The organism is Macrococcus sp. DPC7161 (assembly GCF_004117835.1).
In the GTDB taxonomy this organism is placed as follows: domain Bacteria; phylum Bacillota; class Bacilli; order Staphylococcales; family Staphylococcaceae; genus SDSC01.
Window position 1 is genome coordinate 199291 of the sequence record NZ_SDSC01000001.1, and the last position, 15390, is coordinate 214680.

The window sequence follows — 15390 nt, forward strand, 5'->3', positions numbered from 1 at the left end:
AAATATTAATCTTAGGGGTGTAAATATGTCTTCATTATTACGTGGTGGAAAATTATTAATTGATGGATCATTAGTTGAAAGAGATATTCGAATTGAAGGTAATAAAATTACTGAAATTGGTGAAAAATTAAATGTATATAATTCTGAAATTATTGATTTAAACGGTCAATTTGTATCTCAAGGGTTTGTTGACGTTCATGTTCATTTACGTGAGCCAGGTGGAGAACATAAAGAAACGATTGAAACAGGTACAAAAGCAGCTGCAAGAGGTGGATTTACAACGGTTTGTCCAATGCCAAATACAAGACCAGTACCTGATACAGTAGAACATATCGAAGCATTAAATGCATCTATTAAGCAAAATGCACAAGTTCGTGTATTACCATATGCATCAATTTCTATTCGCCAGTTAGGTGAAGAATTAGTTGATTTTAAAGCTTTAAAAGAGCACGGTGCATTTGCATTTACAGATGACGGGGTTGGCGTACAAACCGCTTCAGTAATGTATGAGGCAATGCAACAAGCAGCAGCACTTGATATGGCTATCGTTGCACATTGTGAAGATAACTCATTGATTTATGGTGGTGCAATGCATGAAGGAAAGGTAAGTAAATCACTCAATATTCCAGGTATTCCTTCTATATGTGAAGCGGTACAAATTGCGCGTGACGTATTATTAGCTGAAGCAGCAGATTGTCATTACCACGTATGTCATGTATCAAGTAAGGAAAGTGTTCGAGTGATTCGTGATGCAAAACGTGCAGGTATTAAAGTAACAGCAGAAGTTACACCACATCATTTGTTACTAAACGAAGAAGTAATTACTAAAGATGATGCAATTTTAAAAATGAACCCACCTTTAAGAGCAAAAGAAGATCAAGAGGCATTAATTGAAGCATTATTAGATGGAACAATTGATTTTATTGCCACAGACCATGCACCTCATGCAGCAGAAGAGAAAGCGCAACCGATGACGAAAGCACCATTTGGTATTGTAGGTAGTGAAACAGCATTTCCATTACTTTATACAAAGTTTGTGAAAAATGGAGATTGGTCTTTACAGCAATTGATTGATTATTTAGCCGTTAAACCAGGTGAAGTATTTAACTTACCTTATGGAAAATCATTAGAAGTTGGCAGTTTAGCTGATATTACGGTGATTGATTTAGAAAAATCATATGAAATTAAAGCAGAAGACTTCTTATCAAAATCAAGCAATACACCATTTATAGGTGAACAAGTCTATGGTGATGTAACATTAACAATGGTTGATGGCAAAATAGTTTATAAGGGGGCGCACCATGCGTAATAAAAGATATTTAGTGTTAGAAGAAGGTACAGTATTTAAAGGTTATGCTTTCGGTAGTGAAAAAGAAATTGTTGGTGAAATCGTATTTAATACAGCAATGACAGGTTATCAAGAAACGCTTTCTGACCCATCATATACTGGTCAAATTATTACATTTACATATCCTTTGATTGGAAATTACGGTATTAATAGAGATGATTTTGAAACATTAAATCCATCTCTAAAAGGGATGGTTATTCGTGAGTTATGTGATTTCCCAAGTAACTTTAGAAACAAAGCAAATTTACATGAAACGTTAAAGAGTTATGATATCCCTGGTATTGATGGTGTTGATACACGTATGTTAACAAGAATTATAAGAAAACATGGTGTATTAAAAGCCGCAATGATCAATGATGAAAGTAAAATTGATGAGACTGTTGAAATGTTAAAAACAACAGATTTACCAACAGATGAAGTAGCTCAGGTATCGACAAAAACGCCTTACGTATCAACAGGGCATGATTACAGAGTTGTATTAATTGACTTTGGTAAAAAAGAAAACATCGTCCGTGAGTTAAACTTACGTGGTTGTGATGTCACAGTAATGCCTTATACAACTACTGCAGAAGAAATTTTACGTGTACATCCTGACGGTGTGATGCTATCAAACGGTCCAGGGAACCCAGAAGTTGTAACTGAAGGAATTGAAATGATTAAAGGCATTTTAGGTAAAGTGCCATTCTTCGGTATTTGTTTAGGACATCAACTATTCAGTTTAGCATGTGGTGCGACTACTTTTAAATTGAAATTCGGTCACAGAGGTGCGAATCATCCAGTGAAAAACTTAGAGACAGGTAAAATTGAAATTACTTCACAAAACCATGGTTATGCTGTTGATGCAGATTCAATTGCAAATACAGATTTAGAAATTACACATATTGCATTAAATGACGGTACAGTTGAAGGTGTAAAACACAAAACATTACCAGCATTTAGTGTACAATATCACCCAGAAGCTTCACCTGGACCACATGATCCAAACTATTTATTTGATGAATTTATTGAATTAATGACTAACTTTAAGGAGCGTGCGAAATAATGCCAAAACGTACAGATATTAAAACAATTTTAGTAATTGGATCTGGCCCAATTATTATTGGACAAGCTGCAGAATTTGATTACGCAGGCACTCAAGCATGTCTTGCCTTAAAAGAAGAAGGTTATCGCGTTATTTTAGTGAACTCAAATCCAGCAACTATCATGACGGATACAGAAATTGCAGACAAAGTATACATCGAGCCATTAACTTTAGACTTTGTTGCACGTATCATTCGTAAAGAGCAACCTGATGCATTATTACCAACATTAGGTGGACAAACTGGATTAAACATGGCTGTCCAATTAGAAGAAGCAGGCATTTTAAAAGAAAATAATGTAAAGCTTTTAGGTACTGAATTATCTTCTATTAACCAAGCCGAAGATAGAGACTTATTTAGAAGCTTAATGTATGAATTAGATGTTCCTGTACCTGAAAGTGATATTGTTAACACGGTAGAACAAGCAATTTCATTTGCTAATGAAATTGGTTATCCTGTGATTGTTCGTCCAGCATTTACGATGGGTGGAACAGGTGGCGGTATTTGTCATGACGAAGTGGAATTGGTTGATATCGTAACTAACGGATTAAAATATTCTCCAGTAACACAATGTTTAATTGAAAAATCAATTGCAGGCTACAAAGAGATTGAATATGAAGTAATGCGTGATTCAAATGACAATGCAATTGTTGTTTGTAACATGGAAAATATTGACCCGGTGGGTATCCATACCGGGGACTCAATTGTCGTAGCACCTTCACAAACGTTAAGTGATAAAGAATACCACATGTTACGTGATGTTTCTTTAAGAATTATTCGTGCCCTAAAAATTGAAGGTGGATGTAACGTACAATTAGCTTTAGATCCACATTCGTTCAATTACTACATTATCGAAGTTAACCCACGTGTATCTCGTTCATCAGCATTAGCTTCAAAAGCAACAGGATATCCAATTGCGAAACTTGCCGCGAAGATTGCAGTAGGCTTAACTTTAGATGAAATGTTAAATCCAGTTACAGGAACGAGTTATGCAGCATTCGAACCAGCACTAGATTATGTTGTTTCAAAAATTCCACGATTCCCATTCGATAAATTTGAAAAAGGTGAACGTGTTCTTGGTACGCAAATGAAAGCGACTGGTGAAGTAATGGCAATTGGTCGTACATATGAAGAGTCATTATTAAAAGCCATTCGATCTTTAGAGTACGGTGTACATCATTTAGGATTACCAAATGGTGAAAAATTCGAACTTGATTTTATTGAAAAACGTATTAAAGAACAAGATGATGAGCGCTTATTCTTTATTGGAGAAGCCATTCGCCGAGGTATTTCATTAGAAGATATTCACGCTTGGACGAAGATTGATTACTTCTTCTTAAATAAATTCCAACATATCATTGATATTGAACATGACCTAAAAGCGCATGTTGCTGATATTGATCGTTTAGAATGGGCGAAAAAATATGGCTTTAGTGATCGCGTGATTGCACACCGTTGGAATATGACTGAACGTGAAGTTTATGATTTACGTCAAGCCAACAACATTAATCCTGTATTTAAAATGGTTGACACTTGTGCATCAGAGTTTGAATCAAATACACCTTACTTCTATGGTACATATGAAACGGAAAATGAATCAATTGTAAGCGATAAAAAGAAAGTCATTGTACTTGGATCTGGTCCAATTCGTATCGGTCAAGGGGTAGAGTTTGACTATGCAACAGTCCATGCTGTATGGGCAATTCGAGAAATGGGTTACGAAGCAATCATCATTAACAACAACCCTGAAACTGTATCTACAGATTTCTCTATTTCAGATAAATTATACTTTGAACCATTAACTGAAGAAGACGTAATGAACATCATCAATTTAGAACAACCTGAAGGTGTTGTAGTACAGTTTGGTGGTCAAACAGCAATAAACTTAGCTGAGAAATTAACAAAATACGGTGTGAAAGTATTAGGAACTTCATTAGAAAACTTAGATAGAGCGGAAGACCGTAAAGAATTTGAAGCCTTAATGCAAAAAATTGAAATTCCACAGCCTTTAGGTAAAACAGCAACATCTGTAGAAGAAGCTGTAGCAAATGCAAATTATATTGGATACCCTGTACTAGTACGTCCTTCATATGTATTAGGTGGACGTGCAATGGAAATTGTTTATAATGAATCAGAACTAGTGGATTACATGAATAGAGCTGTAAAAGCAAGTCCAGAACACCCGGTTTTAATTGACCGTTATTTAACTGGTAAAGAAATTGAAGTGGATGCCATTTGTGATGGTAAGACAGTAGTTATTCCAGGAATTATGGAGCATATTGAACGTGCTGGCGTTCACTCAGGTGACTCAATTGCTGTATATCCACCACAAACATTAACTCAAAAACAAATTGATACTTTAGTAGACTATACTACTCGTTTAGCACATGGTTTAGAGATTATCGGACTATTAAACATCCAGTTTGTTATTGCAGATGAAGAAGTATATGTGCTTGAAGTTAACCCACGTGCATCAAGAACTGTACCATTTTTAAGTAAAATTACTGATGTTCCAATGGCGAATTTAGCGATGAAAGGAATTTTAGGAGAATCTTTATTAGAAAAAGGTTATAAAGATGGTTTAGTACCATTCAAAGAAGGCGTTTATGTTAAAGCACCAGTATTTAGTTTCTCTAAACTTAAAAATGTTGATATTGCATTAGGGCCAGAAATGAAATCTACTGGTGAAGTTATGGGTAAAGACTTAACTTTAGAAAAAGCATTATATAAAGGATTAGTAGCGAGTGGTTTACAAGTGAAAGATCACGGTACAGCATTAATTACTGTTGCTGATAAAGATAAGAAAGAAGCTTTAACTTTAGTAAAAAGATTACATGAAATTGGATATCGCATAATGGCAACAAGCGGAACAGCTAAATTACTACAAGAAAATCATATTCCTGTTGTTGAAGTAAGTAAAATCGGTACAGAATTTAACTTATTAGATGTCATCCGTGATGGACATGTTCAAATTGTCATTAATACTATGACAAATGGAAAACAAACAGAGCGTGATGGGTTCCAAATTCGAAGAGATTCTGTAGATAATGGTGTACCTTGTTTAACATCATTAGATACAGCACGTGCTTTAATCGAAGTTATTGAAAGCATGACATTTAATATGAATCAAATGTAAGGGGGATCATGATGCAAGAAGAAATGCGCGTCGTTAGTCAAAAAAGTATCGCTAGAAATATATTTGAAATCGTACTAAAAGGTGACATCACTCAAGAAATGAAAACACCTGGACAATTCGTACATATAAGAATTGGGAATAATTCAGAATTTATGTTACGTCGTCCCATTTCAATTTGCTCAGTTGATCAAACAGCACATACATTAACATGTCTTTACCGTGCAGAAGGGAAAGGTACAACTGCACTTTCGACATTAAAAACAAATGACACAGTAAATATTTTGGCACCACTGGGGCACGGTTTCCCAGTGGATGCCGCAAAAAATACTGCTTTACTTATCGGTGGCGGTATAGGTGTACCACCATTATATGAATTATCTAAACAATTAAATGCACGTGGTATTAAAACGATACACGTTTTAGGTTTCCAATCAAAAGAAGATATGTTTTATTTAGAACAATTTAGTCAATTAGGTGAAACGCACGTGGCAACAGTGGATGGATCATTTGGAACTCAAGGATTTGTTACTGATGTGATTCAAGCACTTCCTAAGAATTATGATACGTTTTACACGTGTGGTCCAATTGTGATGATTAAAGCGATTGAATCTACTTTACCTGAAACACCAGGCTATGTTTCTCTGGAAGAACGTATGGGTTGCGGTATTGGTGCTTGCTATGCTTGTGTATGCAAGGCTGATAACGAGGAAGGCTATGTAAAAATCTGTACTGACGGTCCAGTTTTTGAGAAAGGGGCATTAAATTTATGAGTCGATTAAATGTGAGTTTGCCAGGTTTAGAATTAAAAAATCCAATCATGCCAGCAAGTGGTTGCTTTGCATTTGGAAAAGAATTTGCGAACTTCTATGATTTAAATGAACTTGGTGCCATAATGATTAAAGCGGCGACACCAGAATCACGCTTTGGAAATCCGACACCTCGTGTTGCAGAAACATCTAGTGGGATGATTAATGCAATTGGGTTACAAAATCCAGGCGTAGACCATATTATTGCCCATGAATTAAAATGGTTAGAACAATTTGATACTCCGATTATTGCAAATGTAGCAGGATCTAAAGAAGAAGACTATGTTTTGGTAGCAGAAAAAATTTCAAAATCTCCAAATGTAAAGGCATTAGAATTAAATATTAGTTGTCCTAACGTAAAAGAAGGTGGCATTCAGTTTGGAACAGATCCACATACTGCTGCTGAATTAACACGTAAAGTAAAAGCTGTTTCTTCTGTACCAGTGTATGTTAAACTTTCTCCTAATGTGACGAATATTGTTGATATGGCTGTAGCAATTGCACAATATGCGGATGGCATCACGATGATTAATACACTCGTAGGATTAAGAATCAATGAAAAAACAGGTGCACCGATTATTGCTAACGTGATTGGTGGCTTAAGTGGCCCAGCTGTTAAACCAGTGGCGATGCGTATGGTATATGAAGTTCGTAAAGCATTACCTGACTTTCCTATCATCGCAATGGGTGGTGTTACAGATGCTCAAGATGTGATTGACTATATATCAGTTGGAGCAGACGCAGTTGCAGTGGGTACTGCCAATTTCCAAAATCCAACTGTATGTTTAGACATCATCAAAAGTTTACCAACTTATTTAGATCAACTTGGTGTTAATCATATTCATGAATTAAAAAATAGAACACATAAAATACTGGAGGCAAAATAAATGTTTCATAAACCGATTATTGCATTAGATTTTAAAAATATGGATGAAGTAAATGCATTTTTAAAACCGTTTGAAGAACCGTTATTTGTAAAAATCGGTATGGAATTATTTATGCAAAATGGGCCAGAAATCGTAAAGGTAATACGTAATCAAGGTCATGAAATTTTCTTAGATTTAAAGTTATATGATATTCCAAACACAGTGCGTCAAGCCATGTTTGGACTCGGTAAACTGGACATTCAAATGATTAATGTGCATGCAGCGGGTGGTAAGAAAATGATGAGTGAAGCGTTGCTAGGGTTACGAGATGCAGGCAGTGAAGCTAAACTTATTGCAGTGACACAATTGACGAGTACATCAGAAGCAGTAATGCAAAATGAACAATGTATACCTTTAACGATAGATGAATGTATATTAAACTATGCAACATTAGCAAAAGAAGCAGGTTTAGATGGCGTCGTTTGTTCTGCAAATGAAAGTAATATGTTAAGACAACATTTAGGTGAAGCGTTTTTAAAAGTGACACCGGGTATCCGAACATTTTCGGATGCAGTTGGTGATCAAGTACGTGTTGCAACACCTGAATTTGCGAAGGAAAATGGATCAACGCATATTGTTGTAGGTCGATCAATTACTCAAGATCCAAATCCAGTTGGAAAATATAATCGAATTATGAAAGCGTGGGAAAAATCATGTTAAATGAGCAAATAGCAAAATCATTATTAGAAATTGAAGCGGTATCTTTACAACCAAATGATATGTTTACTTGGGCTTCTGGCATAAAAAGTCCAATTTATTGTGATAATCGTTTAACAATGAGTTATCCTGCAGTTCGTGATGAAATTGCATCAGGATTAAAAACATTAATTGAGACGCATTTCAGTGATGCTGAAGTGATTGCAGGAACAGCTACAGCTGGTATTCCTCATGCATCGTTTGTTTCTCAAAAAATGAATCTACCAATGAGTTATGTGAGATCATCGAATAAAAAACATGGCAAAGGTAATCAAATTGAAGGACTAGTAAAAAAAGGTCAAAAAGTAGTTGTAGTTGAAGATTTAATTTCAACAGGTGGATCTGCGATTGATGCATGTAATGCATTAAAAGAAGCAGGTGCTGAAGTGCTTGGCATTGTAGCTATTTTTACTTACAACTTACAAAAAGGGAAAACACGTTTAGAAGAAAGCGGTTATACATATTACACTTTAAGTGATTTTGATACGTTAGTTAAAGTCGCTAGCCAAATGAATAAAATAGAAACTAAAGATATTGATGCATTGATTGAATGGCGTAATCAATTGGTATAATTGTATAAAATTAAAAGCATTTGTTATGATAAACGTAACAAATGCTTTTTTTGAGGTGAAATATGTCGAAACGTTTCGAACACATCAATCAATTTTTAAAAGATAAAAATAAAAGACCTAAAAGAACCACAAGAAATAAAGTTAAAGCAATCATCAAAAGTAAACCGCTCGAAAAACAATTACCACAATTTGATAAAAATATAGAATCTTATTATAGCTTTGTTTATCGCTCATTATTCATGCCAAAAACCATAGTGCAATATAAACAAAGTGATACATATTTTCTATTTGCAATCATTCATTATCTAGTATTTTTATTGTTTTTATTTTTACATGGCAGTATTCAATCTGATCACATCAATATAAAAGAAGGATTATTTGATGTAACTAGTGGCGTATGCTTTTCATTGTTTTTAATTATGATTACTTATTTTATACAATATGTAGCAATCAATACAAAAATAACATATTTAAAAGTGTTTGTTGATACAGTCAGCTACTATACGATTTTTAATTTGATTATCATTGTTCAAATTGCACTTCAAGTATTTATGAAAAATTTATCGGGAACGATGCATTTATTATCATTTTTAATGATTGTAACGATTCCTATGCGATTATTTTATGAATACCATGAAGATAAAAAATCCGTAGATATTTATTCACTACAAATGGTCAGCTTTATATTTATTGTGATTTATTTATATCTTACAAAAGATATTCCATGGTTACACTACTTTAATTTAGATGTACCAAGTTTATTGAATAAGGCATAAAACCAATTTAATTTATAACCAAATACATAATAAAAGTCATGGGTATCCCATGCCTTTTATTATTATTCAAAAATTTCTTTGTTGATTTTTTCAGAGATATCATTAATATTTTCTGTTATTAATGATACATATAACTTAATTTTAGGTTCTGTTCCTGATGGTCTCAAAGCAATCCATCCATTTTCGAAATAGAACTTAAGCACATCAGCAGATGGTAAATTAATTTTTTCAACACCATTTGCTGTTTTAGATTCACTTATTAAGTAATCTTCAACTTTAATCACTTTCATACCTACGATTTCTTGTGGTGAATGATTGCGGTATGTATTCATGATATTTTGGATTTTCTCTTTGCCAGATTGTCCTTCAAATGTATGACTGAATAACTTTTCTTGATAATGACCATATGTGTCATAAATTTCATTCATTTGATCAACAATAGTCTTACCTTGATTTTTTAATTCAGAAGCAATTTTAATTATCAACGGTACAATTTGAACTGCATCTTTATCTCTTACAAAGCTACCAGCCATAAAGCCATAGCTTTCTTCATAACCAAAGATGTATTGATAATTATTTGTAGATTCAAATTCAGCGATTTTTTCAGCAATAAATTTAAACCCAGTAAGAACATCAAACATTTTGACGTTATTTCTTTCGGCAATAATTTTTCCTAATTCACTTGTTACGATAGATTTAACAGCAGCACGATTATCGCCTGTTGTATTTTGTATAATGTAGTTTAATAACAACGCACCAATTTGATTACCATTAAAGTAATGGAAAGTACCATCAACATTAGCAACGATACCCATTCTATCCGCATCGGGATCAGTAGCGATTAATAAATCAGCATTTGATTTTTTGGCCATTTCAACTGCTTGATCAAATGCTGCATGATCCTCAGGGTTCGCACTTTTAACTGATGAGAAATTAGCATCTGGTACACACTGACTTTCAACAAGTTCAAATTGATTGAAGTTCAATGATTTTAATACTTCAGGAACAATAGGGACACTTGTTCCATGTAAGCTTGTAAAGATTACTTTTAAATCTGAAATAGGGATTTCTTTAATCAATTGTAGTACTTCATTTTTGTATGCTTTTATGACATCATCATTTAATATTTTAATTTTACCAGATTCAACTAAAGATGATTTTTCAACGGATTTTATATTAAAGATATCTTCAATTTGATCAATGTACTTGCTTACTTTTTTTGAACCTTCTAGTGCCAATTGTCCGCCATCAGGTCCATAAATTTTTATGCCATTATATTCTGGAGGATTATGACTGGCTGTTATCATAACACCCGCATCTGCCTTTAAGTAACGTACACTAAAAGATAGCTCTGGTGTTGTATGATAGCGATCATAAATATACGTTTGAATACCGTTAGTTGCTAAAACTTTTGCAATTTCATCACAAAACTCAGGAGAAAAATGTCTTGTATCATATGCAATAACAACTTTTGCATCAATTTTTAATTCATTTAAATATTGGGCTAATCCGAAAGCTACTTTTTGAACTGTAAAACGATTCAATCTATTAGGACCTAAACCAATTTTTCCACGAATACCAGCAGTACCAAACGCTAAATTTCCACTGTAACTGTCTTCTAAACTCTCTTTTGTTTCTTTTTCATATGCTGTTCTTGAAATTAAACTGTTATCTAAATGTGATTCCCATAATTCTTGTGACAACTTCATCGCTCCTCTTTGGTTATTAATTTAATTAAACTCCAAATATGAACCGGTTACAACTAAAAAGCTAAATATTTAAAATATTTTAATATTGTCGAGATTTGATTAAGACAGAAATTTCATATGGTTTTAATGAATAAGATGTTGTTATTGTCTTTGATCTACTTATTGAATCTATTTCTTGGTTTGTTAAATGACATTGGTACACACCATGCCTTGGTATTTTAGCATCGATTTCTCGGTCAGTAGGGTTATACATTACAATGATTTCTGCTTGTTTATCAAAGTAGATGACAGTAAAGTGTTCATCGTTTGTTTGGCACACATGTATTGATTTTATATCTTCTTTATGTGTTGCTTTAAAAACAGGATATTTTTTACGTAATGCAATACATTGTTTAAAAAATTGAATTTCTTTATCGAAATGCACACGTCTGTTCCAATCCATTTGATTGATCATATCTCCCAAATTATAAGTATTCCCATGACCATATTTTGTTCTAAAAAACTCTTGACCAGCATGTATAAAAGGAATTCCTGGGGCGAATATTGTAAATGCAGTGGCCATTTGATGAATCATAATTTTATGTTTATAATTCAGGTCATTTACAAAATGTAAACGGTCAAACAATGTATGATTATCATGCACTTCTACATAGTTAATGGATTTATTTAATGCTACGTGGTTATCTTGGAATAAATATTGCAATTGATCTTTTTGATGACCTTTTCCATTAAAATAACCGGTTTCACTCAAGTTAAAATTATTACCTTTCAATAAATCTCTAAAATAATCATTAAAGAAATGGATAGATGGTAATGACATACTATTTTTAGGAATTGTTTTTTTATTTGAATCTAGTGCCGTCATTAAATCCCAGCCTTCACCTAAAAGGAGAACGTGTGGATTTATCGAAACTAATTCATCTTGTATAGCTTTCATAGTATCAATATCGATTGCACCCATTAAATCAAATCGGTAGCCATCAACACCAAAAGTCTTAGTGTAATAACGTAATGTATCTAAAATAAAATGGCGCATCATTTTACTTTCAGTTTTGATGTCGTTACCTACGCCTGTACCATTGGACAATTCCCCGTCTTCCTTGTACCTAAAATAATATCCAGGTACAAGCATTTCGAAATTTGAAGATTTTTGAATAAAGATATGATTGAAAACAACATCTAATATAATACCAATGCCGTGTTCGTGATAGGCACTAACTACGTTACTAAATGTTTCAATGCGCTCTGATGGATGATCTGGATGGATTGAAAAACTACCATCAATCGTTTGAAAATGTTCTGGATCATAACCCCAGTTGTAACGATTTGTAAAATTAATATCATCAACCCGTGCAAAATCATTAATTGGCAAAAGTTCTAAATGTGTAATACCTAGAGATTTGATGTAATCGAAACCAGTTGAATAACCATCTATTTTCGTGTTTGTTTCAATAATGCCTGCGAGTTTACCTTTATTTATAACACCACTATTTTGATGCATCGTTAAATCTCTTACATGTGCTTCATATATGATTGCATCTTTGTTTTGAATATCAATATATGAAACAGGGTTTATATTGAGTTGATTTATGTCGATAACAACGCCTGATTCAGAATTTACTGTTAGCCCTTTTGCATAAGGATCTGTAGTGACGTATGTCTGATGATTCACTTGAACGCGGTAATTATATGGTTTTAAATGATGATTGCCTTCAATAGTGATTTCATAAAAACCTTTCGGATGACGTGTCATTACATAAACTTCTTTATCTAATAAGAGTTCCACATGATATGCAACTGGTGTAAAGACTCTAAAAGTAGTTTGCTGTTCATTACATAGGGCACCAAATTCATAATTTGTCGCATCATAAAGTTGTTCAAAACGATTGAGTTTCGTTATATTCCCAATATAAACGGGTATAGTAATTGCACCTGATTTGGCTCGCATAGAAATAAAGTATTTGTATGAAGGATCAATTTCTTCTGTTGTGAGATGAATATAGGTACCGTCATGTGTCGTCACTATATTTTCTAAGGTTAAAGGTTTATGAATTTGTTGTGAGATTAAATAAAATTCATCATGAAAATCCTCACCAACGTCTAACTTTAATACGATTAAATTAAAGTCGTCTATATATGCTTTCACAACAATCCTCCTTTTAAATTGATATATTCATTATAAAACAAATCACATTGAAGTCATAAAATTTACAAAAATATCATAAAGTAAATGTGGAAAATTTACTCTGTATTAAAAAAGAACGTTTAAAATAGTATACAAGTTAATCATTTCAATACAAAAAAGTAAGAAATTATGCATATTCTAATTGAATTTGACGTAATTTTCTAACAAATCGATTATAATAAATAATAATAAGTAGAAATTTACAAGTGACTAATGATAAGGATGATGTATATGGTATCAGAGCTAGACCAATATTTATTTCATCAAGGCACGCATACAAAATCGTATCAATTTATGGGTTCGCATTATGATCATGATACAAAGTTGACAACATTTAGAGTACATGCACCGAATGCAAGTATTGTAAGTGTTGCGTGTGATCAAAATGATTGGACAGGTAAAGGATTTGAATTAGAACGTATATCAGAAGAAGGATTATTTGAGGGTAGTTTTCAAGTGGGTATTGGCACGATTTATAAATATTGTATCCATGCAAATGGGCAACAATTTTTAAAATCCGATCCATTTGCAAAATTTGCACAAAAAAGGCCATTAAATGCGTCTATTGTTTATGAATCAACATATCAATGGGCAGATGAAAAATGGCAAACAAAGAAAAAAAATAAATTACCATATGATGCTCCAATGAATATTTATGAATTGCATTTAGGCACGTTTAAAAAACATGAAATTGATGAGCAATTAAAAACGCAATTAACAATTGACGAATATACAGATTTAACCCATTTATCTTATCGTGAAATGGCAGAAGTTATCATTCCATATGTTAAAGAAATGAAATATACACATATAGAATTGTTACCTGTTACAGAACATCCTTTTGATTTGAGTTGGGGATATCAAGTCACAGGTTTTTTTGCGCCGACTTCAAGATTTGGTACACCAGATGACTTTAAATATTTCATTGATCAATGTCATCAAAATAATATTGGGGTGATATTAGATTGGGTGCCTGCACATTTCAATCGTGATGACCATGGACTTAGACTTTTTGACGGTTCTCCATTATTTGAGCCAAGTGATGCTCGTTTAGCTGATAAAAGAGGATGGGGGACTTTAAGTTTTGATTTTAGTAAGCCTGAAGTAAATTCATTTTTAATTTCGAGTGCGATGTATTTTGTTGAAGAATTCCATATCGATGGTATTCGAGTCGATGCAGTACATTCTATGATTGATTTAAATTTTGAAAATCATGTAGCGCATGAAAAAATATACAATCCAGATGGTACAGAAGATAATCGACCTGCAATTTTATTTTTACAAAATTTAAGCAAAGTATTGTTTGAAAATCGAAATGAATTTTTATTAATTGCTGAAGATTCTTCAGACAGACCGATGATTACAGCACCTGTAGAAAAAGGCGGTCTAGGATTTAATTTCAAATGGGATTTAGGTTTTATGCATGATACATTAGATTACATGGAAGGCAACCGTCGTGATTTACATCACAAGCTAACATTCCCAATGATGTATCGCTATAACGAGAATTATATTTTACCTTATTCTCATGATGAAGTGGTTCATGGCAAGCTTTCAATGTTAGATAAGATGCCAGGAGATCAGTGGCGTAAATTTGCTCAGTACCGCTTGTTGTATGGCCATCAAATGACATTTCCAGGTAAGAAACTTAATTTTATGGGTTCTGAAATTGGGATGTATGCAGAATGGAAAGATCAAGAACAAGTCGATTGGTTCTTATTAAAGTATCCAATTCATATTGGGTTACATGATTATATTAAAGATATGAATAAGATTTATTTGCGTGAAAAGTCACTTTATGAAGCTGATTATGATCCAAATGGATTTGAATGGATTGATGTTAATAATTATGAACAACAGGTTATCAGTTATATACGTAAGTCAAAAAATAATGAATCGTTAATTGTTGTATTAAATTTTTCTGATCAAGTTTATTATGACTTTAATCTTGGTGTCAATGATCCTGGTAAATATCGTGTTGTTATGAATTCGGATTTAAAACAATATGGAGGATCACATCAAACGATTTCTGGTTATTTGTTTACACAACAAGGTTTAATACATGGAAGAACACAGTTTTTATCGGTAAAAGTTCCGCCTTATGGAATGCTTATATTAAAAAAAGTAAAAGAAAAAATTAAGGATAAGGGGTAATTT

General features: G+C 33.1%; 11 protein-coding genes. 9 read left to right on the forward strand and 2 right to left on the reverse strand.

Annotation, left to right across the window (positions count from 1 at the left end; genetic code table 11):
* Positions 1-25 precede the first annotated feature (25 nt).
* The 8 genes from ER639_RS00940 to ER639_RS00975 all read left to right on the forward strand — a co-directional run bounded on the left by ER639_RS00940 (position 26) and on the right by ER639_RS00975 (position 9339).
* On the forward strand, positions 26-1309 hold the full coding sequence (locus ER639_RS00940) for a dihydroorotase (protein WP_129063872.1): 1284 nt from the start codon (positions 26-28) through the stop codon (positions 1307-1309).
* Positions 1302-2390 (forward strand): glutamine-hydrolyzing carbamoyl-phosphate synthase small subunit, encoded by a 1089-nt coding sequence (gene carA / locus ER639_RS00945; RefSeq protein WP_129063873.1) that lies wholly within the window; start codon positions 1302-1304, stop codon positions 2388-2390. Before ER639_RS00940 ends, carA begins: the two co-directional genes overlap by 8 nt.
* On the forward strand, positions 2390-5563 hold the full coding sequence (gene carB / locus ER639_RS00950; RefSeq protein WP_129063874.1) for a carbamoyl-phosphate synthase large subunit: 3174 nt from the start codon (positions 2390-2392) through the stop codon (positions 5561-5563). Before carA ends, carB begins: the two co-directional genes overlap by 1 nt.
* 5 nt (positions 5564-5568) lie before the next feature.
* On the forward strand, positions 5569-6333 hold the full coding sequence (locus ER639_RS00955; RefSeq protein ID WP_164993346.1) for a dihydroorotate dehydrogenase electron transfer subunit: 765 nt from the start codon (positions 5569-5571) through the stop codon (positions 6331-6333).
* Positions 6330-7256 carry a dihydroorotate dehydrogenase gene (locus ER639_RS00960; protein WP_129063876.1) on the forward strand — a complete coding sequence of 309 codons (927 nt, stop codon included), beginning with the start codon at positions 6330-6332 and terminating at the stop codon, positions 7254-7256. Before ER639_RS00955 ends, ER639_RS00960 begins: the two co-directional genes overlap by 4 nt.
* Positions 7257-7955, forward strand: coding sequence for an orotidine-5'-phosphate decarboxylase (pyrF, locus tag ER639_RS00965; protein ID WP_129063877.1), 699 nt, complete (start codon positions 7257-7259; stop codon positions 7953-7955).
* Complete coding sequence (pyrE, locus tag ER639_RS00970; protein ID WP_129063878.1) at positions 7949-8563, forward strand: orotate phosphoribosyltransferase; 615 nt, start codon at positions 7949-7951, stop codon at positions 8561-8563. The genes pyrF and pyrE overlap by 7 nt, the downstream gene beginning before the upstream one ends.
* Positions 8564-8625: 62 nt before the next feature.
* The gene (locus tag ER639_RS00975; RefSeq protein ID WP_129063879.1) at positions 8626-9339 is read left to right on the forward strand and encodes a hypothetical protein; all 714 of its coding nucleotides are present in this window, start codon (positions 8626-8628) and stop codon (positions 9337-9339) included.
* Positions 9340-9401: 62 nt separating this feature from the next.
* On the opposite strand, the gene ER639_RS00980 is transcribed toward ER639_RS00975, so the two are convergent.
* Both ER639_RS00980 and pulA read right to left on the reverse strand, forming a co-directional pair.
* Positions 9402-11042, reverse strand: a complete 1641-nt coding sequence (locus ER639_RS00980; protein ID WP_164993315.1) for a phospho-sugar mutase — start codon at positions 11040-11042, stop codon at positions 9402-9404.
* Between the two features lie 85 nt (positions 11043-11127).
* Complete coding sequence (gene pulA, locus ER639_RS00985; RefSeq protein WP_129063881.1) at positions 11128-13194, reverse strand: type I pullulanase; 2067 nt, start codon at positions 13192-13194, stop codon at positions 11128-11130.
* A gap of 270 nt (positions 13195-13464) precedes the next feature.
* Here pulA and glgB point away from each other — a divergent pair, with 270 nt between their 5' ends.
* The gene (gene glgB / locus ER639_RS00990) at positions 13465-15387 is read left to right on the forward strand and encodes a 1,4-alpha-glucan branching protein GlgB (protein WP_129063882.1); all 1923 of its coding nucleotides are present in this window, start codon (positions 13465-13467) and stop codon (positions 15385-15387) included.
* The last annotated feature ends 3 nt before the right edge of the window (positions 15388-15390 follow it).

Bases quoted from the DNA above. Each gene is read 5' to 3' on its own strand.
- ER639_RS00940 (WP_129063872.1), top strand. From the start codon at position 26: ATGTCTTCATTATTACGTGGTGGAAAATTATTAATTGATGGATCATTA.
- carA (WP_129063873.1), top strand. From the start codon at position 1,302: ATGCGTAATAAAAGATATTTAGTGTTAGAAGAAGGTACAGTATTTAAA.
- carB (WP_129063874.1), top strand. From the start codon at position 2,390: ATGCCAAAACGTACAGATATTAAAACAATTTTAGTAATTGGATCTGGC.
- ER639_RS00960 (WP_129063876.1), top strand. From the start codon at position 6,330: ATGAGTCGATTAAATGTGAGTTTGCCAGGTTTAGAATTAAAAAATCCA.
- pyrF (WP_129063877.1), top strand. From the start codon at position 7,257: ATGTTTCATAAACCGATTATTGCATTAGATTTTAAAAATATGGATGAA.
- pyrE (WP_129063878.1), top strand. From the start codon at position 7,949: ATGTTAAATGAGCAAATAGCAAAATCATTATTAGAAATTGAAGCGGTA.
- ER639_RS00975 (WP_129063879.1), top strand. From the start codon at position 8,626: ATGTCGAAACGTTTCGAACACATCAATCAATTTTTAAAAGATAAAAAT.
- glgB (WP_129063882.1), top strand. From the start codon at position 13,465: ATGGTATCAGAGCTAGACCAATATTTATTTCATCAAGGCACGCATACA.